13 protein-coding genes are annotated in these 20,147 nt (G+C 47.6%); 4 read left to right on the plus strand and 9 right to left on the minus strand.

Features of this window, described 5'->3' with window-relative positions; genetic code table 11:
* Nucleotides 1-289 precede the first annotated feature (289 nt).
* The 3 genes from secF to yajC all read right to left on the minus strand — a co-directional run bounded on the left by secF (nucleotide 290) and on the right by yajC (nucleotide 4,111).
* Nucleotides 290-1,513, minus strand: a complete 1,224-nt coding sequence (gene secF / locus CAP50_RS06645) for a protein translocase subunit SecF (protein ID WP_100749456.1) — start codon at nucleotides 1,511-1,513, stop codon at nucleotides 290-292.
* Between the two features lie 9 nt (nucleotides 1,514-1,522).
* Nucleotides 1,523-3,400 (minus strand): protein translocase subunit SecD, encoded by a 1,878-nt coding sequence (gene secD, locus CAP50_RS06650; RefSeq protein ID WP_075102081.1) that lies wholly within the window; start codon nucleotides 3,398-3,400, stop codon nucleotides 1,523-1,525.
* Between the two features lie 381 nt (nucleotides 3,401-3,781).
* Nucleotides 3,782-4,111, minus strand: coding sequence for a preprotein translocase subunit YajC (gene yajC / locus CAP50_RS06655; protein ID WP_075102080.1), 330 nt, complete (start codon nucleotides 4,109-4,111; stop codon nucleotides 3,782-3,784).
* Between the two features lie 523 nt (nucleotides 4,112-4,634).
* Between yajC and CAP50_RS06660 the strand changes: the two genes are divergently transcribed.
* The 3 genes from CAP50_RS06660 to CAP50_RS06670 all read left to right on the plus strand — a co-directional run bounded on the left by CAP50_RS06660 (nucleotide 4,635) and on the right by CAP50_RS06670 (nucleotide 10,067).
* Nucleotides 4,635-5,921: a CNNM domain-containing protein gene (locus CAP50_RS06660; protein WP_100749457.1), complete on the plus strand. Its 1,287-nt coding sequence runs from the start codon at nucleotides 4,635-4,637 to the stop codon at nucleotides 5,919-5,921.
* Between the two features lie 384 nt (nucleotides 5,922-6,305).
* A complete protein-coding gene (locus tag CAP50_RS06665) occupies nucleotides 6,306-6,800 on the plus strand; it encodes a hypothetical protein (protein WP_100749458.1) in 495 nt (164 codons plus the stop codon).
* Between the two features lie 273 nt (nucleotides 6,801-7,073).
* The gene (locus CAP50_RS06670) at nucleotides 7,074-10,067 is read left to right on the plus strand and encodes a LysM peptidoglycan-binding domain-containing protein (RefSeq protein ID WP_100749459.1); all 2,994 of its coding nucleotides are present in this window, start codon (nucleotides 7,074-7,076) and stop codon (nucleotides 10,065-10,067) included.
* Between the two features lie 76 nt (nucleotides 10,068-10,143).
* Here CAP50_RS06670 and CAP50_RS06675 read toward each other — a convergent pair whose 3' ends face one another.
* Both CAP50_RS06675 and CAP50_RS06680 read right to left on the minus strand, forming a co-directional pair.
* Entirely contained in the window at nucleotides 10,144-11,352 is a 1,209-nt protein-coding gene (locus tag CAP50_RS06675; RefSeq protein WP_100749460.1) for a transglycosylase SLT domain-containing protein, read from the minus strand.
* Nucleotides 11,353-12,318: 966 nt separating this feature from the next.
* The gene (locus CAP50_RS06680) at nucleotides 12,319-13,140 is read right to left on the minus strand and encodes a Nif3-like dinuclear metal center hexameric protein (RefSeq protein ID WP_100749461.1); all 822 of its coding nucleotides are present in this window, start codon (nucleotides 13,138-13,140) and stop codon (nucleotides 12,319-12,321) included.
* Between the two features lie 338 nt (nucleotides 13,141-13,478).
* On the opposite strand from CAP50_RS06680, the gene CAP50_RS06685 reads away from it, so the two are divergent.
* A complete protein-coding gene (locus CAP50_RS06685; protein WP_100749462.1) occupies nucleotides 13,479-14,783 on the plus strand; it encodes a S1C family serine protease in 1,305 nt (434 codons plus the stop codon).
* A 90-nt stretch (nucleotides 14,784-14,873) separates the two neighbouring features.
* On the opposite strand, the gene yfaE is transcribed toward CAP50_RS06685, so the two are convergent.
* From yfaE to nrdA, 4 genes are all read right to left on the minus strand, one after another.
* On the minus strand, nucleotides 14,874-15,140 hold the full coding sequence (yfaE, locus tag CAP50_RS06690) for a class I ribonucleotide reductase maintenance protein YfaE (protein WP_100749463.1): 267 nt from the start codon (nucleotides 15,138-15,140) through the stop codon (nucleotides 14,874-14,876).
* 149 nt (nucleotides 15,141-15,289) lie between these two features.
* Nucleotides 15,290-16,423, minus strand: a complete 1,134-nt coding sequence (gene nrdB, locus CAP50_RS06695; protein WP_100749464.1) for a class Ia ribonucleoside-diphosphate reductase subunit beta — start codon at nucleotides 16,421-16,423, stop codon at nucleotides 15,290-15,292.
* A 52-nt stretch (nucleotides 16,424-16,475) separates the two neighbouring features.
* A complete protein-coding gene (locus tag CAP50_RS06700; RefSeq protein ID WP_241900680.1) occupies nucleotides 16,476-16,853 on the minus strand; it encodes a hypothetical protein in 378 nt (125 codons plus the stop codon).
* Nucleotides 16,854-17,480: 627 nt separating this feature from the next.
* Nucleotides 17,481-19,757, minus strand: coding sequence for a class 1a ribonucleoside-diphosphate reductase subunit alpha (gene nrdA / locus CAP50_RS06705; protein ID WP_100749465.1), 2,277 nt, complete (start codon nucleotides 19,755-19,757; stop codon nucleotides 17,481-17,483).
* Nucleotides 19,758-20,147: the final 390 nt, after the last annotated feature.

The following is a 20,147-nucleotide window of genomic DNA, read 5'->3' on the forward strand; positions in this document are numbered from 1 at the left end:
CCTTTGTTAAAGACAGTGCGCTGTCGTAGGTGATGCTAAATAAAATCGACATACAATATGATGATACGTGATAGGTACACGTCTTTTTGCTGGCTGAGGCTGTCTTATATTGACCTGATTGTGGTCAGCAGTCCGTAAACGCAGCAAAAAGACAAAAGCACCTAGACTCACAGCTGGTGAGTCAGGTGCTTCTTTTTACACGCTATTATTGTATTAAAGATACAAATTTTGTGTTTATGTTGTCAGTTGGCCATGAGATAAGAGAATGCCATCATAGCCAAATACGGCTTTATTCGTACATTTTTGGATCGTCAAACGTCACGATTTCTTCTTCAAACTCTGGCTTTACCTTTACAATAAAGTCGTCACGTGACAGTCCCATACGTAGTGGGATTGAGCTTGCGATGTAAGTCGATGAATACGTACCAGCCAGTAGACCGATAAATAGCGCTACTGAGAACCAGTATAGTCCATCACCGCCTAAGAACATCATGGCCAATACCACAAGTAACACGGTTGAGATGGTCATAATCGTACGGCGCAACGTCTCTGTCAAAGACAGGTCAATCGTCTGACGCGGTGAGATACCACGGACGCGGCGGAAGTTTTCGCGAATGCGGTCATAGACGACAATCGTATCGTTCAATGAGTAACCGATCAAGGCCAAAATAGCAGCCAACACCGTCAAATCAAACGGAAAGCCGAATAGGGCAAAAACACCAATAGTAACGATGGCGTCATGAAACAGCGAAAGCACCGCTCCCAATGATAGCTTAAATTGGAAACGTAGGGCCACATAACCGAGCATACAAACCAGTGCCAGCGCCAACGCCATGACGGAGTTTAAATACACTTCGTTGCCCACTTGGCTACCGATGATATTGACGTTGCTGATATCAGCAGCATTATCGGGCAGTGCCAATGCTTGGGTCAAGCTGGCATTTAGTCCATCGACATTATCAGACTGCGGCGGTAGGCGTACCAGCAGCTCTTCTCGAGTACCCAAATACTGTACCACAGCATCATCAAAGCCACCATCGGCTAAAGCCTGTACGACCTCTACTTGCTCGACAGGTTGCTCATAGCGTACGTCTGCTGAGACGCCTCCGGTAAAGTCAAGGCCTAGGTTTAGGCCATTGACCGCAATTGCAATGATACTACCGATGACCATCAAGAGCGATAAAAGCGCCATTGGCTTTTCTATCTTCATAAATGGAATGATGCGCTGATCGCCTATCGCTTTGATACCGCCTTCTGCTTGCGCTGCTGCATAGTCCTCTGCATCACCTATATCCAGATTTGGATCGATGGCTTGGGTGCTGAGCGTTTGCGCGGCGTTATCACCGCTATTGCCGCGGCGTGCTTTTTTTGATTTGGCTTGGTTGTTGCTGCCTTTGCCATCACGGCGTGGTTTTTTGCGGCGGCGTGTGCTGCTAGCGTCTGTGTTTGAGCCGCCTGGACCATTTCGATCTGGATTGTTTTGTTCTAAAGGGTTGTTCTTATCGATCGCCATAGTGTTCTCCTAACCGATGCTCAAACGTTTGATAGATTTACGCTTACCATAAGCAATTTGTACCAGCGCACGTGTCACCAAGATGGCGGTAAATAGTGAGCTGACAATACCGATAGCTAACGTAATCGCAAAGCCTTTGATCGGGCCTGTACCGATGGCAAACAAGATAAACGCCACCAACAACGTGGTGAGGTTGGCATCAAAAATACTACTAAAGGCGCGATCAAATCCTGCCACGATAGCGGATTTTGGCCGTACGCCGTTGGCTAGCTCTTCGCGTATGCGCTCAAAAATCAGGACGTTGGCATCGACCGCCATACCGATGGTCAAAACGATACCTGCAATGCCTGGTAGGGTAAGCGATGAACCTAAAATCGACATAATAGCGATGATAATAATGACGTTTACCGCTAGGGCCACGTTGGCGATGACACCAAAGAGGCGATAAAAAACAATCATAAAGGCAAAGACCAACAAATAACCAACCTGCGTCGAAAATAAGCCTTTTTCGATGTTTTCTTGCCCGAGTGATGGGCCAATGGTGCGCTCTTCGACGAAGTACATCGGGGCCGCTAAGGCACCTGAGCGTAATAACAGCGCCAGCTCAGCTGCTTCAGCACTACTATCTAGCCCCGTGATGCGGAAAGATGAGCCAAGTACCGCTTGAATATTGGCGCGGTTGATGACCTTTGTCTCAGCGTAAGGCGTACGTACTTCGACGGTCTCGCCAGTCTCTGGGTCTTCTTCATAGGTGATTCTTTGTTTGTTTTCGATAAACAAAACCGCCATCTGTTTGCCAACAGCAGTACGGGTGGCATTTTGCATTAGCTTACCGCCAGCACTGTCTAGCGTGATGCTCACTTCAGGCGAGCCGTTTTCGTCGACGCCTGTCTGTGCATTGGTGACTTTATCACCTGTGACGATGGCTTGACGATCTAGCAGTACTGGAGGGCCATCGAGCGTCTCAAAGGGAAAAGCCTCAGTGCCTGCTGGTGGAATGCCGCCTGTGTAGGTATCAGCGTCTTCAGCGACCATACGAAACTCAAGGTTTGCCGTACGTCCAAGGACACGTTTGGCCTCGGCTGTGTCCTGTACGCCAGGTAGCTCGACCACGATACGGCTAGCGCCTTGTGACTGTACCAAGGCTTCAGTCACGCCCAGCTCTGCAATACGATTACGTAGGGTCGTGAGGTTTTGATTGACCGCGTAGCTGTTGATCTCATCGAGAGTGGCGTCATTGTATGCCAAGATTAGCGCTGGGCCTTGCTCATCAATCGAAGACTGCAAACTAAAAGTATTGCCCATTGAGCCTTGTAGGATGTTTTGAGCACGGTTACGCGCGTCGGTATCGGCAAAATGCAGTACGACACTTTGGTTTTCAGTTTTGATGCCCTTGACCGCCACTCGTTCAGCACGTAGCTCACGGCGCATATCACGGCTCGCACTACTTAAGCGCTGCTCGAGAGCCTTATCCATATCGACTTCGAGGACAAAGCGCACACCGCCGCGCAAATCCAGACCAAGCTTCATCGGTTTTGCGCCGATGCTACGTAGCCACTCTGGCGTGGTCTGTGCTAAGTTGAGCGCCACAACATAGTCCTCGCCCAGATTTTGGCGCAGTACTTCTTGCGCCTTGAGCTGATCGACTGGGTTTTTTAGGCGTACCAGCGCACTGTTGCCCTCAAACGTACCATCATGACTGTCCAGACCTGCCTCAGTAAGGAGGCTTTGTGACTCGGTCAAAATACCTTCAGACAGCTGAGTACCTGCGGCGGCACTGGTAATCTGTACGGCAGGTTCGTCAGGGTAGAGGTTGGGGGCAGCATACAGACCGGCAATGATAAGCACGACGGCGATGAGTAAGTATTTCCAAGCGGGATATTGCATAATCACTTCTTTAGGTTGATAAACGACTGGCGACGTAGGCCACAAGTTAGCAGATGGGAAGTTAGCGATAGCAATGGTCGAGTGCCGTATTTAGCAGTCGTTGTCATGTACCATTGCGATCATCCGCGATGATAATAAAGCATAAAACAATAAAGCAAATAATACAGATGACGCTTTGCGCCGTCATCTAAAATATCTGTTATCGAAAGATTATCGATAACATAAAGCTGACAACTTATCGCCGTCTTTGGCATTATAAAATGCAAGGTTTTGCTACTTTATAGCGAAAAATGACCGTAGACAAGGTACGGTCATTTTTTAGGCACGTACGTATTTATCAGTACGACGAGCGCACGATCATAAATACAGCACGGCTGATAATTATACGCTCTCGATAGTGCCAGCAGGCAATACTGAGATGACAGAAGCGCGCTGTATCTTTACATCTGTGTTGTTGTTCAAGCTGACGACAGCATAGTCGCCCTCGATGTCTTTGATACGGCCCATCAGACCACCGGCAAAGATAATCTCATTGCCGACACTCAGCGCATTGACCATAGCACGATGCTCTTTGGTACGCTTAGACTGCGGACGAATGACTAAAAAATAAAAAATCGCAAAAAAAGCGACAGGCAATAAGATCTGGCCAAATATTGACGCAGCGCCTGCAGTTTCTGGAGCCGCATGGGCGGCTTGGATAAATAGCAACATAATTTACTCTCAGTAAGTCATAGACAATAATAAAATTAGACGCATAGTAACAAAAAATCCCAGACTTGGTAACTGTTAATCATAAGCTGGGTGTGTTTTCTCTGGTATATCGGGCGATTGACCGCATCAAATGCTAGCCAAAAACCCGTATGACGAAACGTAAAACCTCGGGGATAAACGGCGTACCTAAAAAATCGCACTTAAAAAGCGCGGCTTATTGTGAAATATTATCATCAATGCTACTATCAAATGGCAATAATTGCCGCCACACGATACCCAGAGGGTAGGGCTGGTAAGCTGTCCTTATAAAATGTCACGCACAGCAGCCAGATGTTGGTTGTTGACTGACTGGGCTATTAACTGCTTATAAGACAAGCTGTCAGGCAAGGTGGTGGGCATCGATGAGTGCCTGTTTATCGAGTATTAACCAGCTTTTATGCGGTAGATGTTTGGCGGCGCGTACTCATGATATTATCTTTTTTCTTCTTTTCTGTTTAGGTTACCTAACTTGTCCACCTCTTTTATGTTTGTACCTCGTTTAAATCGTCCGCGGGCTTGTCGTCAAGATGAGTCAGCAGAACCTCCCCCAAAGATGTGTCGTCCTGCTCGTTTTGGTCGGCCGTTACTCGCGGTGCTGCCGTTGCCTGCCGTCTTGCTACTACCGCAGCTGGCTTGGGCGGCTGATGCGGCGGCTGCTCCAACAGCGCTGAGTGTGATGCTGCTGATATCTTTTGTCGTACTGGCTATCGGCGTGTCTTTTGCATGTTCGTTAGCCGAGTCTGTTTTGCTGAGTATGACGCCGTCTTTTATCGCGGACGTACAAGAAAGCAACCCCAAAAAAGCGGAAATGCTTAAAAGCCTAAAAGTTGACAATATCGATCAGTCGCTGGCCGCTATTTTGACATTAAACACAGTGGCGCACACGCTTGGCTCTATCGGCGCTGGTGCCCAAGCGACTATCGTCTTTGGTAGTGCTTGGTTTGGACTGTTTTCGGCGATTATGACGCTGGCGATTTTATTTTTGTCTGAAATCATTCCCAAGACTTTGGGCACGCTGTACTGGCGTCAGCTTAGCGGTCTGGTTGCTTATTTTGTCCGCGGTATTATCTTACTGCTGTATCCACTGATTTGGATATCAGAGCGCCTCACCAAACTGCTGGTGCGCGGTAAAGAGCCGCAAACCTTTAGCCGCCGTGAGTTTGCTGCTTTGGCCAGTATCGGTGAGGAGTCAGGTCAGATAGACCCGCTAGAGTCGCGCATTATCCGTAACTTGCTGGCCTTTGGCGCTATCAAGGTTGAGGATATCATGACGCCGCGCTCAGTGATGCTCGCTTTTGAAGAAAATAAAACCGTGGCTGAGCTGCTGGTGGATCGCCCTAAGCTGACGTTTTCGCGTTTGCCGATTTATGATGGTGATTTGGACAATATTACCGGTTTTGTGCTAAAAACAGATATGCTGCTGGCCAAAGTCAACCACGCTATGCACAAACCGTTGACCCAGTTTAAACGAGAGATCACCTTTGTATTCTCAAAGATGAAGCTGTTTGACTTGCTAGAGCTGATGCTAAAAAACCGTGTTCACATTGCCATTACTGTGGGTGAGTATGGGGAAGTCAAAGGCTTGGTGACGTTGGAGGATGTGTTTGAAACCTTGCTCGGGCTGGAGATTGTCGATGAGATAGACCGCGTCGAGGACATGCAGGCGCTGGCACGGCAAATGATGGACAGACGCGTAGAGCGCCTCGGTATGAAGCTCAGCGATGATGAACAGTCTGAAGACAATGGCTCAGAAAATGCTAAGCGTGACTGATTACGCTGCCGCCGCGCTGCTCTGAGTCTCCATCGTTATCAAGTCTTATTGTGATAATCAGTAAGGCTTGATATGACTGTAGACTTCAAGATAGTCTATCGTTATAGATATTCGCAATAATTACACAGGGTGTCACATGGCTGTGAGAATTGAATGATAGTCTCACACTATGATACGAGTCTGCCGTGTTTGGACTAAAAAAATTACCAAAATGATTCGTAAAGTCAATATTAAGGCGTCAATACCTATACTTAGTATAGGTGGCCTATTTAGTCAGACGATAAATGCGCTTGTGGTCTCTATATCAATACATAGATAAATATAAAATGTATGATAAATAGAAAATGTATGACCATAACGCCGATAATATCGCTAAGGATTATCATGAAACGAGTATGGGGAAACGGGCTTTTGGCTCTGATGATAAAAAGTGCCAGTGTGGCCGCTGTCGTTGCTGCTGCAAGCACCATCACGATCAATGCGCAGGCGGCGACCATGACAGAAGCATTGGTAAAAAACTACGCCGCTGCCATGAAATCATCAGCGAACAGCCAAAATATCAACCAAGTTGCACGTTTGGTCTCTGATGATGCGCTGATTTCGTTATCTAGAAAAGGAAAATCAACCAGTCTGGACAAAGAAGCTTATCTAAAACTGCTGCAAAACAGCTGGAACGACACCTCCAATTATCGCTACGATATCTCTGTCGATAACATCGTCATCACAGGTGGACAGGCTAAAGCCAATGTGACCACCAATGAAAGCTGGGTAAAAGATGGTCAGCAGGTCTCGTTTGTCACCACCTCGCGGGTGACCTTGACGCTCTCGACGGGCAATGCTGTCTTATTGCGTGCGGTCTCACAAGTGACTATTAATTAAGAGTATTTCATTAATAGTATCTGATTAAGAGTAGCTAGTTAAGACCATCGAGCATTAAGATGGTGAATAAATACAGCTCATCCATGATATATAACCATTCCTTATAAGGTTTTGTTTATATATCTATGCTTATATTCATAAAAGTCACAAAAAAGAGCGGCCGTAATTTTTGCTTAAGGTCTTTACATCAGACTGGTCTTTGCTTTACATTGCAGACTATACTATCAAGCAACTTATCTCATTACTTCTTGTCGTTAGGAAACCTCCAATATCATGTCTACTGTGCTCTCAAACCCTCGCTCATTTATTGCGTTACCATTGACGCTTGCGGTATCGACGTTACTCATCAGTGCTTGTAGCAATACCTCGCCGGTAAAAAACAAAGGCGCGACCAACACCTCAGCGACGGTTGCCAAGCGTGCTGGTAAGCAAGCAGCAAAATCTGCCACCACGGATTACTCTACCGCTTATCTTGATGCTGAAAGCTTAGATGAGTTAGCGGATTTGTTAGAAGCGACAGACATGACCATGGTAGAAGGCAACAAACTTGCCATTCAGCAATACGGTGATTTGTGGAATCGTTTGCGTGCCGGCTACCGTATGAACGGCGGACAGCCAATTTATAACCAGCGTATCGAAGCACAAAAAAGCTGGTTTACCAGTCGACAAGAGTATCTAAACCGTTTGACTGCGCGTGCCAGTCGTTATATTTATCACACAGTGCGAGAAGCAGAGCGCCGTAATATCCCAACCGAGCTGGCGCTATTGCCTGTGATCGAAAGCTCTTATGACCCAAGCGGGACCAGTAGTGCCGCGGCAGCTGGCTTATGGCAGTTTATCCCTAGTACGGGCCGTATCTATGGGTTAAATCAAAGCAGCACTTATGATGGTCGCCGTGACGTCATTGAGTCGACGCGCGCCGCCTATGACTTTCTGACCGCATTGCACAACCAGTTTGGTAGTTGGGAGCTGGCGTTAGCCGCTTATAATGCAGGGCCCGGTCGTGTGCAAAAAGCCATCGATGCTAATGCGGCTCGTGGTCTGCCCACGGATTACTGGTCACTTAGACTGCCCACCGAAACCATGAACTATGTGCCACGCTTTTTGGCAGTGGCCGAAATCGTTGCCAAGCCTGAGCAGTACGGTGTCTATCTACCAGCTATCGCCAACCGTCAGCATTTTCGCAGTGTGCCCGTCAATTATGGTGTCAGTTTATCGGAAGTATCACAAATCACAGGCGTCAGTTATGATGAGCTCGAAAGACTCAATACCGCGCTCACCTCAGGGCGTGTCGATGCCTCAGGCCCGCAGCGGGTGATTATCCCTAATGATGTGAGCCTCAACCTAGACGCCAAGCTCAGCTCGCTACGTGGTAATGGCATGGGTAATGTGTTGACTGCCAGTAATAACAGCACCACCACTAGCAGCTCAAGCTCACCAAGCTATAATAGTAAACCTTATACCAGCTCTGCTTTGCCATCTACTGGCAGCGCATTGGCAGACTATGCCGCTAATGCCAGTGTGCCGCAGCAGACGACGAGCTATATCTCGCCCACAAAGACACAGACGAGCAGCTCGGTCTATAGCAACAACGCCGCCGTACATACTGAGCCGCCGTTGACCACCGCCGAGACCAATAAAATCAATGCTGAGCTAAAAAGCAGCAACAGCCTACCGACCACGTCTGCAAAAATCACTCAAAACAATACCATCGTTCAAGAGCCGCCTTTGAGCAAAGAAGAACGTGATTTTATTGCCAAGCAGATACGCAGCAGCACGCCTGAGACCAATGTCATCAACGCCGATGGCAACATCAACTTATCAGCGGTGCAGACGCAGCAGTCTATCTTGGAGGCGACAGGCGATGAAAAAAAACTGAGCTTTGCAAAAACGCCAGTCAGCAAGCCAAAGCCACAAGGCACACGTAGCACCTATACGGTAAAACGTGGTGATACGCTGTCCAATATTGCCAGTCGAGCTGGCGTGAGCTGGCGCGATATCGCCGAATGGAACCAAATAGATGCCAGCGCCAAGCTGCTGTCTGGCAGCACCTTGTATCTATACAATGCCAAGCCCATCAAGCCTCTGAGCAGTGCGAGCAGCACAGCGGCCAACCAGCCAGAAAGCTATATAGTACAAGGGGGCGATACGCTGATTGGGACGGCCAACCGCTTTGGTCTATCGGTCACGCAGCTGGCCAGTTATAACAACCTAAGTAGTCGCGCGGATTTACTCAGAGGTCAAAAACTGTGGCTGGTACCTGGCAAAGTCACTGCACCTGCAACGACACCTGCCGCGCCATCATCCAAACCCAGTAAATCTGCCACGGCGACCCAGAGCTACCGAGTAAAAGCAGGGGATGGCTTGATCGCTTTGGCGCGTCAGTTCAATGTGCCAACCGCTACTTTGGCCAGTCTCAACGACCTTAACAGCACAGACTCTCTATATGTCGGGCAAACCCTAAAAGTACCTGCCAACGCAGACATAGACGCGGCCTCTCGTACTAGCAGCAGTAGAGCGCAGAGTAGTGCAAGCTCAGTGGCAACCACCAGTTATAAGGTAAAATCAGGTGAGACTTTAATTGGTATTGCCAACAGTATTGGCGTCAGTCCAGCAGAGCTGGCAGCGGTAAACAGTAACTTTGATGCCAAAGCTCGCCTGCAACGTGGTCAAACGATTAAAGTGCCTGCGTCCAAAGATATCGTCGATCGTCAGCTAAATGATAAAGCGGTCAGTTATAAGGTCAAATCCGGTGATACCCTAACGGGCGTGGCAAGACGTTATAATATCGGTCTGAGTGACTTGGCTGCCGCCAATAACCTAAAGACCAACTCAAACTTGATACTAGGCCGTACCATTACGATTCCCGCTAGTGGTAGCCCAGTGGTCTCTCGTGCCAGCAGCCAAAGCAGCAATGCGACGAGCAATACCTCAACCAGTACAGTCAGCAGCGGCAAAAAGCTGGGCAATACCGAAAACTACAAGGTCAAGTCAGGCGATGGTTTGATTGCGCTTGCCAGAGAGTTTGGTGTGTCGGTAGAAGATCTGGCGGCGACCAATGATTTGGCAACCAATGCCCAGCTGCAACGCGGACAGACATTAAAAGTACCAAAAGCAACCGTCAGCTATACTGTGGGCTCAGGAGATAGTCTTATCGGGCTGGCGCGTAAATACGGAGTGTCGACCCAAGAGTTGGCAGATATGAATAATATCGCAGCCGACACCATGCTACAGCGTGGTCAGCGTCTGACGGTACCCAATCGTTAATAGCGTATATAGTCATCACACAAAAAAGCGGCTCTTATCATAAGAGCCGCTTTTGCGTTTTTTGAGTGTCATGTCATTAGACAGTTTGCGTCTTAATGGTTTCAAGATAGCTTCTGATATTGCTGACATAGTGCATCGCTTGACCATAGCGGCTGTTAGAAGCTCTGTGTTCTGCGAGATAGGCATAGACGTTGGCCCAGCTCTTATCATCGATGCCTTGCGCGCGCAGTTTACGCTGAATGCTTTTGACCGCATTTGGACCCATATTGTACCCTGCTAGTGCAAACCAAATTCGATCAGACTTTGGCACATCAGCGAACTCATCTTTCATTTGTTCTAAATAACGCGCGCCGCCGCCGATGCTTTGATACGGGTCCACACGGTCTGATACGCCCATCGCTTTGGCGGTATTGTTGGTAAGCATCATCAGGCCGCGTACGCCGGTGGGCGAGACCGCATTGGCATCCAGATGTGACTCTTGATAGCCCATCGCAACCAACAGCTCCCAATCATGATTGTAGTTACGTGCTTGCTCCTCAAAAGACGACTGATAATCAGGCAGCCTCTCTGTCAGTGTTTTTTTAAAGTGATCTTGACTATAAGCGTCTTTTAGTAGGGTTTGATTATAAAACGCGGCCAGCTTTTGGGTGTTTTTTAGCTTAATACTATCGCATAAAAAATAACTGGCTTTTTGTGACAATGGATCATCAGGGGCATTAAACGACCAACTGACCTTTGGATGTAGGCCGTTTTTGGTCAAACTGGCATCATAGCCGCAGCTGACGTTGATGGATGACAAATTTAGCTGGCTTTTTAGTTGAGTACTGGCGGTAGTCAATGCCATGTCCGCCTCACCAGATTTTAGAGCATGTAAGGCTGCTTCTTCGCTGGCGTAGGCTTTTAGGTCGATATCGACACCGAGCTCGTCAGCATAAGTACGTACCAAGTCAAACCCAAAACCATGCTGAAACCCATCGGTCGCAAAATACGTGCTATTTCCTGGAACAGCAGCGACGGTCAGGGTATTGTCTAGCATGACATGGTCATAGGCCGGTACGCTTGCCTGCATCGTCGTTAGGCTCTCAGCAGGTAGCGAGAGCAGGGCGATACTAGACACTTGCACCAGTTTTTTGGTCTTGGCAAACCGATTTGAAGTAGTAGGGGTAACGGATGAAACGATGTTACTTTTGGTGTTTGGTAGGCGCTTAGATGGACGCAGTAGATAAGAAATACGGCGTTTGGCCCCTTGCGCTGATACTTTCACACGATAAGTAATACGCTGCATGGATGTCTCCTGATTTTAGCCATCCTACTTACCGTAAATGCTCGCTTGTGTATGCCAATAGCACATATACCGAGGTTGCATTTCAACTGAGGGACACGGTTAAATAACTGTCGTGTGCGCTCAGTTTGTTTATTAAAAAGTCGTGCCGCGTGTGAGTTTTCTATAAACACGTGCAGCGCTGTCACAGTCAAGTATCTATTGTCAAAAAAAGCTTATCAAAAAAGCCATGCCTGCAAAAAACAGACGCAAAAAACCCAGAAGGCGATAAATCAGATGATTCCTTCATCGACAATAGATAAGACTGAACGTAACGACTCCCTAACAAACACAGGTAAGGTCATGATTAAATTATTGAAGCAAGCACGTAGATACCTGTATCAAAGCAGCGCTAAACCATGCGTCTCAATGATAGGGTCAATACACTACGCTAATATCAGCAGCGGCTTACTCTTTATATCGTTTAGGGTAGAGTAAACCGCCGATCATATTTGCTGTTCAGCGATACAGGGTTATTTATTTTTACCCAGTCATAACACCGACTGACAAAAAACATCAAACCACCATCGCAACACCAAGATAATAAGTCGTGCGTAAATCTCGCAAAACTTAAGCCATAGATAAATAGTAACGCTAAATGGCTGTCTATTATCTATTTGTTATCTATCTTGGTGCCATAACCGGAAGCTGTAATAATGGGAAGTTTCATGACAAAACATTCTTTGTTACAGGTAGTAATATGCGGTTACTGGTTTTATTATTCAAGTAGAGTTAAGAAATTAGCGATAAAACTTAACAATTTGCTTATAAACGGTCAAATTTGGCTGTATTATAAAATAGAAGGCCAAAAAACGACTAAGTTTTATCGTTAGATAGTCATCAAATAACCATCAGTGACTTATCGAGCTCTTAATACCTTAAACCAAGAGTCTTGGTGTTAACTTTACTTATGCTGGGTTGACGCCGAATCTAAGCGGGGTTATTGATATCGATAAAGCGTACAGACAGACCAAATTGTTGAGCGATGATGTCTCCGAGGGCTTGAATCCCTGCGCGTTCTGTCGCGTGATGGCCACATGCAAAATAATCAATCCCAAGCTCACGGGCGCTATGGGTCGTGCGCTCTGATATTTCGCCTGAGATATAAGCATCACAGCCCATGGCTGCGGCTTGCTCGATCATATCTTGTGCGCCGCCAGTACAGATGCCGATACGTTTCAACAGTTTTGGGGCTGCTGCTGCATCTGCCAAATACTGATAATGACCTGAGATATGTAGCGGTATGCGTCCTAGAGCTTGCGTGATGGTCTGAGTTAGGCTTTCGGCGCTTTGCGGCGGGCACGTGGCGATATTGCCAACAGGGTGCGACTCATGAGGGTATAGCGCCTCTGTAATGGTCAGCCCTAACATCTCGGCGAGCTTGGCATTGTTACCGATTTTTGGATGAGCATCGAGCGGCAAGTGATAGCCAATCAGCGAGATCCCGTGTTGCATCAATTTACGAATACGCTGGCCTTTCATGCCAGTGATGGTCATCGGTTCGCCTTTCCAAAAATATCCATGATGGACCATAATCGCATCGGCGTCCTCGGCGATGGCAGCGTCGATGAGTGCCTCGCAAGCTGTCACGCCAGTCACGATGCGTCTGATAGGCCGGCCGCCATCGACTTGTAGGCCATTTGGCGCATAGTCTTTAAATGCGCTGGCAGACAGATAGTCATCACAAAACTCAGTCAGCGCTTGGGCAGTAATCGTCGTATCGGCAGAGAGCGGGGTATCGTGCGCGGTCATGGTGGTTCCTTGTCGTTATTTGCGTTATTTGATTGGCCCCAGTGAGGCAAATAATCTGCATTTTAGCATGACAGTGCCAAAGAGTAGACAAGGCCAATAACTGAAATGGTACACGATGCGTTACTATTCGGTAGAATGGGCAGTTATAATTTGCCTATGGTGGGTCAGCTTTAGAACTGACGATACCCAAGACCACTTGAGCGATAGCGTTTTGCTGCTGATGTTTGTTATGCTATTGCTCACAGTAGGCCAGTAGTAACTGGCCTGCGATTTGTCCCTGTCTTATTTATCATTGTTTTTTTATTGTTTGTGTGCATCAAAATTATAGAGGTTTTTATATGTCGCCATCCCCGAACACCAATAACAAGGCGTCTGTATTAAAGTGGCTTCCTTGGATCTTATTGCTGCTAGTATTGGCAGCGTTTATCTGGTTGTTCATGAGTATGAAAACGACGTCAGAGGCGACGTGGGAGCCACCGAGGACGCCACCTGCTGAGCAGCAAGCATCGGCTCCTGTCGCTGACACGCCTGCACCGATCTCCTCTTATCATAATGCCGTCGCCCGCGCGTCACAGTCGGTCGTCAATATCTATACCACGCAGACCATGGCCGAGCATCCATACATGAATGACCCTGTCTTGCGCCGTTTTTTTGAGTTTCACGGCGGGCCATCGCAGGATCAAGGCTCTACCAACTTAGGCTCTGGGGTGATTGTCTCAGAAGACGGCTATATCGTGACCAACGCCCATGTCATCGAAAAAGCCGATGAAATCACCGTCGCGTTTAATGACGGACGCAAGAGCCGCGCCAAGATCATCGGCACCGATCCTGATAGTGACTTGGCGGTGATCAAAGTCGATATGACCGGACTGACGCCGCTTGGTTTTCGCGAGGATCCTATCCGTGTCGGCGATTTGGCCTTGGCCATTGGCAACCCGTTCGGTGTCGGCCAAACGGTGACGCAAGGGATCATCTCCGCTACTGGGCGTACTGGTCTTGGGGTCAATAAGTTTGAAGACTTTATTCAGACTGATGCGGCGATCAACCCGGGTAACTCAGGCGGCGCGCTCGTCGATGCGCATGGCGAGCTGGTCGGTATCAATACTGTGATATTCTCCCGCTCTGGCGGCTCGATGGGCATCGGCTTTGCTATTCCGACCGCCCTTGTCGAGCAGGTGATGAATGCCTTAATCAAAGATGGCAAGGTCAGTCGTGGCTGGCTGGGTATCGAGATTCAGTCACAGCTTCGTGATCCTACGCAGCTTGAGACCTCGACCGGCGTAGAAGTATTAAACGTCATCGACCAAGGTCCTGCGGCCAAAAGTGGCCTACAAGTGGGCGATATTATCTTGACCATCGACGGGGTCGAGATGACCGATGCCAATACCTTGATTCAGTATGTGGCCCGTAAGCCGCCCAATACGGAGCTCAATGCCCAGATACTACGCCAAGGCAAAAACGCGCAGGTAAAAATCGTATTAGAGGAGCGTCCGGTACAAGAGCCAACCCCGCGTCCCGTCATCATCCATGACGAAACGCTCGGCGGTACCGGTCAGCCACACTTACCAGATGAAGAGGTACCGATGATGTCAGAGGCAGAGCGTGATCGTATGCGTGAGGAGCTACTCAAGCTGTTTGAGTAGGGTATAGAGGTTGGTAACTGCCACAAAAAAGCGTGCTGCCTCAAAAGGTAGCGCGCTTTTTTTGGCTGCTGATTTTAAGGTGAGCCGTCTTTATTTAATCACGGGCTCATGATTGATATGAATGACCCCTTGCACACGGCAACAGCAAGGTAGGATCTCGTCTTCATCTATCATCGCCAGCGGCTCAAATGGATAGTCGACGCTGTGTGAGCTTGAGATACGCTTGACGCGGCAGCTACCGCAGTAGCCCTCACGGCACTGATAGCTGATATCGTGCCCGGTGCGTAGCAGGCCATCGAGTAGGCTTTCATCATCATGCAGATAAAACCGTTTTTTACTGGTCTTTACCCAAGTCATTATAAATCCTATTCACTGGTGATCGTGCGCCAGTCTCTTTAAATGTCTTTTTAGCGTTACCTTATCTGTATAGGGCGCACGAGGCGCCCATCTGCGTTTAATAAACATCGCTGATATAGTCGTCTTATAGAAAGCGACAAAACCAGCAGCTATAGCTCAAAGTCATCAAAGTCGCTGTCTGATAGGTCAGAGTCGATCTGACCGACCAAGTATGAGCTAATCTCTGTCTCTTGCGGTGCCACTTGTACGTTGTCAGACGACAGCCACGTATTAATCCATGGGATAGGGTTGGATTTTGAATTTGGGAACGCCGCTGGCAAGCCGACCGCTTCCATGCGTAGGTTGGTGATGTATTCGATATACTGACAAAGAATGTCTTTGTTTAGACCGATCATCGAGCCATCTTTAAACAGATAGCCTGCCCATTGTTTTTCTTGCTCGGCAGCCTTACGGAAAATCTCGATACTTTCCTCATAACAGGCTTCAGCAATCTCGACCATCTCAGGATCGTCACGGCCATTACGCATCAGATTGATCATGTGCTGAGTGCCGGTCAAATGCAGCGCCTCATCACGCGCGATCAGCTTGATGATCTTGGCGTTGCCTTCCATCAATTTACGCTCAGCAAAGGCAAATGAGCAGGCAAATGATACATAAAAACGAATGGCTTCTAGGACGTTGACCGCCATGATGCACAGATACATTTGTTTTTTGAGTGACTTTAGATCGACGGTGATTTGCTCGCCATTGATATTGTGCGTACCGGCACCGTATAGGCTATACAGCTGCGAGCTGCGGTACAGATCGTCATAATACTGCGCAATATCAGAGGCGCGCTGCAAGATATGCTCGTTTTGCATGATGTCGTCAAAGATAACGCCAGGGTCATTGACGATGTTGCGGATGATATGGGTATAGCTGCGCGAGTGAATGGTCTCGGAGAACGACCACGTCTCGATCCAAGTCTCCAGCTCAGGGATAGACACCAGCGGGAGTAGCACCACGTTTGGGCTGCGGCCTTGGATAGAGTCGAGTAGGGTCTGATACTTGAGGTTGCTCAAAAATATATGCTGCTCGTGCGAGGAGAGGTTGCTAAAGTCGATACGGTCGCGTGACACATCGACTTCCTCTGGACGCCAAAAAAACGACAGCTGTTTTTCGATCAATTGCTCAAAGATTGGGTGCTTTTGCTGGTCATAACGTGCCACGTTGACTGGCTGACCAAAAAACATCGGCTCTGTTAGCGCATTGTTTGGCGTTTGAGAAAAAATCGAGTACGTCATTGTTCTACCTTTATCAGTAATACGGTTATTGGTTTATACGGAGTTGAGTGTTTTATAGGTTTTCTAGCGATATTTGTTCTGGGGTTTGTCCGTCATTCATATAGGCTTTGAATATCTCGCTTAGCTCTGCATCGTCTAGGGCGTCTAGCTCGTCGATTGCGCTTTTGCGTCGGGTACTTATGCCGTCGTCATCGGTGCTTTTTGGCGGTTTTTGCTCAGCCTTTTTATTGGCTCTTTTGGCGGGTTTTTTGGGTGTTTTGGTCTCGATTGTGCTGGTGTGCTCGCTTAGCTGCTGTCGTACTTCTGCGATGTCGACGTCTACTTGTACGATATGCGAGCTACCATCGTTTAGGTCAGAAAACACGTTTGGGATAAAAAGCCCACCGTCTTTGATGATTGCGGTATATTGCACGTCTATGACCTCCGTCATTTTTATTCTTTATATTATTCTATCTAGTATACAGCTTTAAAAAATATTAGCATTTAGGTATAAAGATGATAACAGCCAATAGGCTATTATCACTTCGAAATTATCAACTGCAAATGCTAGCTAAATATTGATAAAATAAAGCTTACGAACTGTTTGCCGATATCAGAGATTAAAGCATATTTAATAAATAATACTAAAATGTCTACTGTAATCTTTATGGCAAGTTGATATAAAATCATATTTAATAACCTCGTTAGGAACATCAATGATGAAAAATAAGAGTGATTCCCGAGGTAGACAAGAGGTGATTATGAATGTTAAACTTCGCAGGTACCCTTCAGAAGTACAACAAAGTTTAAAATCGGTGTTCGTCCCGTATCTATATCAGGATATCATCTAAAGATTTAAGCTGTAAGATTGCCTGGCTCATGCTGAATTAACAGCTTTGCTGGGCTTTTTTTTATTTTTGGCGCAGTGTTACCCTCCTTGTTTTAGTTAACTCCTTTTAAAACCTATCTTCTTTAAGACAACTTAGCAGAGAACATGCAACCCCTTTGGTCACATGCTCTATAGCCGAGCCTTTATTTTTATTCAAAATACTGCTGGGTATCAGGTTTAGGCATATGCTTAAATCTTACATGCACCGCCTGCGCAATCATCTTCCATATCCGCTTGCGCATCATTGGCACCATCACGGGTGTTATGGTAATACAAGGTTTTTACGCCAAGCTTATACGCATTGAGCAAGTCTTTGAGTAGTACCTTCATCGGTACACGCTGACCATCAAAGCGCGTCGGATCGTAGTTGGTGTTTGCCGAGATACTTTGATCGACGAATTTTTGCATGATAGAGACAAGCTTGATATAGCCATCATTGTTTGGCATTTGCCATAGTAGCTCGTATTGACCTTTTAGCTTGTCAATCTCAGGCACCACTTGCTTGAGGATACCGTCTTTTGACGCTTTGATCGACACCAGACCGCGTGGTGGCTCGATGCCGTTGGTGGCGTTGGCGATCTGACTTGAGGTCTCAGACGGCATCAAGGCCGTTAGCGTAGAGTTGCGTAGGCCATGCTCGGTGATCTCCCTACGTAGCGCTTCCCAATCAAGATGTAGCGGTTCTTGGCAGATTTTATCCAAGTCTTTTTTGTAGGTATCAATCGGCAAGATACCTTGCGAGTACGTGGTCTCATTAAACGCAGGACAAGCGCCTTGCTCTTTGGCCAATTTGTTTGAGGCTTTGAGCAGATAGTACTGTAGTGCTTCAAAGGTTTGATGCGTCAGACCCAATGCTGAATCATCTGAGTAGCGCACGCCATTTTTGGCCAAGTAGTACGCATAGTTGATCACGCCCACGCCTAGGGTACGGCGACGCATACTGCCGTTTTCAGCGGCTTTGACTGGATAGTCTTGATAGTCGAGTAGGGCATCTAGTGCACGGACGATCAGCTCTGCTGGCTCTTCGATGTCGCTGACGCTCTCGACTTTACCCAAGTTGACTGCCGATAGGGTACATAGGGCGATCTCGCCAGTCTCGTCATTGATGTTGTCAAGTGGTTTGGTCGGTAGGGCAATCTCCATACAGAGGTTTGACTGGCGAATCGGTGCGACGGTCGCGTCAAACGGGCTATGGGTGTTGCAATGATCGACGTTTTGGATATAGATACGGCCAGTGCTGGCGCGCTCTTGCATCATCAAGCTAAACAGCTCAGAGGCTGGGATCTGGCGGCTACGAATGCTCGGGTCTTGCTCATACTGGGTGTATAGCGCTTCAAATTTGTCCTGATCTTCAAAAAACGCATCATACAAGCCTGGGACATCCGAGGGCGAAAACAGCGAGATGTCTTGGCCTTTGATCAGGCGAGTATATAGTGTTTTGTTGATTTGCACGCCATAGTCCATATGACGGACGCGGTTGTCTTCGACGCCGCGGTTGTTTTTGAGGACGAGTAACGACTCAACTTCTAGATGCCATAGTGGGTAAAACAGTGTTGCAGCACCGCCGCGTACGCCGCCTTGTGAGCAGCACTTCACCGCAGTTTGAAACAGCTTATAAAAAGGAATACAGCCAGTATGCTGCGCTTCACCGCCACGAATAGGGCTGCCAAGGGCACGGATACGACCAGCGTTGATGCCGATACCAGCGCGCTGTGACACATAACGCACGATGGCGCTGGTGGTGGCATTGATAGAGTCTAGGCTATCGCCGCATTCGATCAAGACGCACGAGCTAAACTGACGAGATGGCGTACGCACGCCCGACATGATAGGCGTTGGTAGGGAAATCTTAAACTGTGAGGTCGCATCATAAAAGCGTTTGACATAGCTTAAGCGGCTGGCCTTGTCGTAGTTGGCAAACAGGCACATACCGACCAGCATATACAAAAACTGCGGGCTTTCATAAACGCGCTTGGTGACGCGATCTTGTACGAGGTATTTGCCTGCCATTTGCTCAACCGCAGCGTAGGCAAGATTCATATCGCGCCAGTGGTCGAGGTACTCGTTTAACTCGTCAAACTCTGCGCGGCTATAGTCGGCTAGGATATGCTCATCGTATTTGCCTGCCTCTGTCAGTGTCGTCACATGATCAAATAGGTGCGGCGGGGTAAATTTGTTATACGCAATCTTACGTAAGTGAAAGATAGCAAGGCGCGCGGCCAGATACTGATAATCAGGCGTCTCTTCAGAGATCAAATCTGCGGCAGACTTGATGATGGTTTCGTGAATGTCACGGGTTTTGATGCCTTCATAAAACTGAATATGCGACTTTAGCTCAACTTGTGAGACAGACACATTATCCAAGTCATGAGCAGCCCATTCGATTACCTTATGAATTTTATCCAAATCAATAAGCTCTAATCGTCCGTCACGTTTGGTCACTTTGATCTTGTCGATGTGTGTCATGTTGCCCTCTTAAGTTGATTGCTTATTGTGATGCGAAGCGGAAATAGCCCGCTGGCATGCTTTGTGACGCTATAGCTGTCTTGTGATGGTAGGGTGTTTTTTTAGGCAAAACTCTACCGCTACTCGTAGCAAATTAAAAATTCACTGAGCACTACATATAGCGTATTTGTTAGTAGGTAGGCACAATATAGCGGGAAATTTTTGAAAATGCTATATTGATTTTAGTGGCAATCTATGTTGCCAAGAGGTTGCCGATGCCGCCAATTTTGGCAAAGGGTGATGGCATAAGGGTTAGGCGCGAATAGCCTCGTGGATAATTTTTTTTGTAAAAATGTGGTAGACATTTACTTTTTATTGTCGCCCAAAAAATTGATCCATGGCCTTGTTTTG

It is taken from the genome of Psychrobacter sp. L7 (genome assembly GCF_002810365.1).
Lineage (GTDB): Bacteria > Pseudomonadota > Gammaproteobacteria > Pseudomonadales > Moraxellaceae > Psychrobacter > Psychrobacter celer.

Bases quoted from the DNA above. Each gene is read 5' to 3' on its own strand.
- CAP50_RS06660 (WP_100749457.1), top strand. From the start codon at position 4,635: ATGTTTGTACCTCGTTTAAATCGTCCGCGGGCTTGTCGTCAAGATGAG.
- CAP50_RS06685 (WP_100749462.1), top strand. From the start codon at position 13,479: ATGTCGCCATCCCCGAACACCAATAACAAGGCGTCTGTATTAAAGTGG.
- CAP50_RS06665 (WP_100749458.1), top strand. From the start codon at position 6,306: ATGAAACGAGTATGGGGAAACGGGCTTTTGGCTCTGATGATAAAAAGT.
- CAP50_RS06680 (WP_100749461.1), bottom strand. From the start codon at position 13,140: ATGACCGCGCACGATACCCCGCTCTCTGCCGATACGACGATTACTGCC.
- CAP50_RS06670 (WP_100749459.1), top strand. From the start codon at position 7,074: ATGTCTACTGTGCTCTCAAACCCTCGCTCATTTATTGCGTTACCATTG.
- CAP50_RS06700 (WP_241900680.1), bottom strand. From the start codon at position 16,853: ATGACGGAGGTCATAGACGTGCAATATACCGCAATCATCAAAGACGGT.
- secD (WP_075102081.1), bottom strand. From the start codon at position 3,400: ATGCAATATCCCGCTTGGAAATACTTACTCATCGCCGTCGTGCTTATC.
- nrdB (WP_100749464.1), bottom strand. From the start codon at position 16,423: ATGACGTACTCGATTTTTTCTCAAACGCCAAACAATGCGCTAACAGAG.
- CAP50_RS06675 (WP_100749460.1), bottom strand. From the start codon at position 11,352: ATGCAGCGTATTACTTATCGTGTGAAAGTATCAGCGCAAGGGGCCAAA.
- yfaE (WP_100749463.1), bottom strand. From the start codon at position 15,140: ATGACTTGGGTAAAGACCAGTAAAAAACGGTTTTATCTGCATGATGAT.
- secF (WP_100749456.1), bottom strand. From the start codon at position 1,513: ATGGCGATCGATAAGAACAACCCTTTAGAACAAAACAATCCAGATCGA.
- yajC (WP_075102080.1), bottom strand. From the start codon at position 4,111: ATGTTGCTATTTATCCAAGCCGCCCATGCGGCTCCAGAAACTGCAGGC.
- nrdA (WP_100749465.1), bottom strand. From the start codon at position 19,757: ATGACACACATCGACAAGATCAAAGTGACCAAACGTGACGGACGATTA.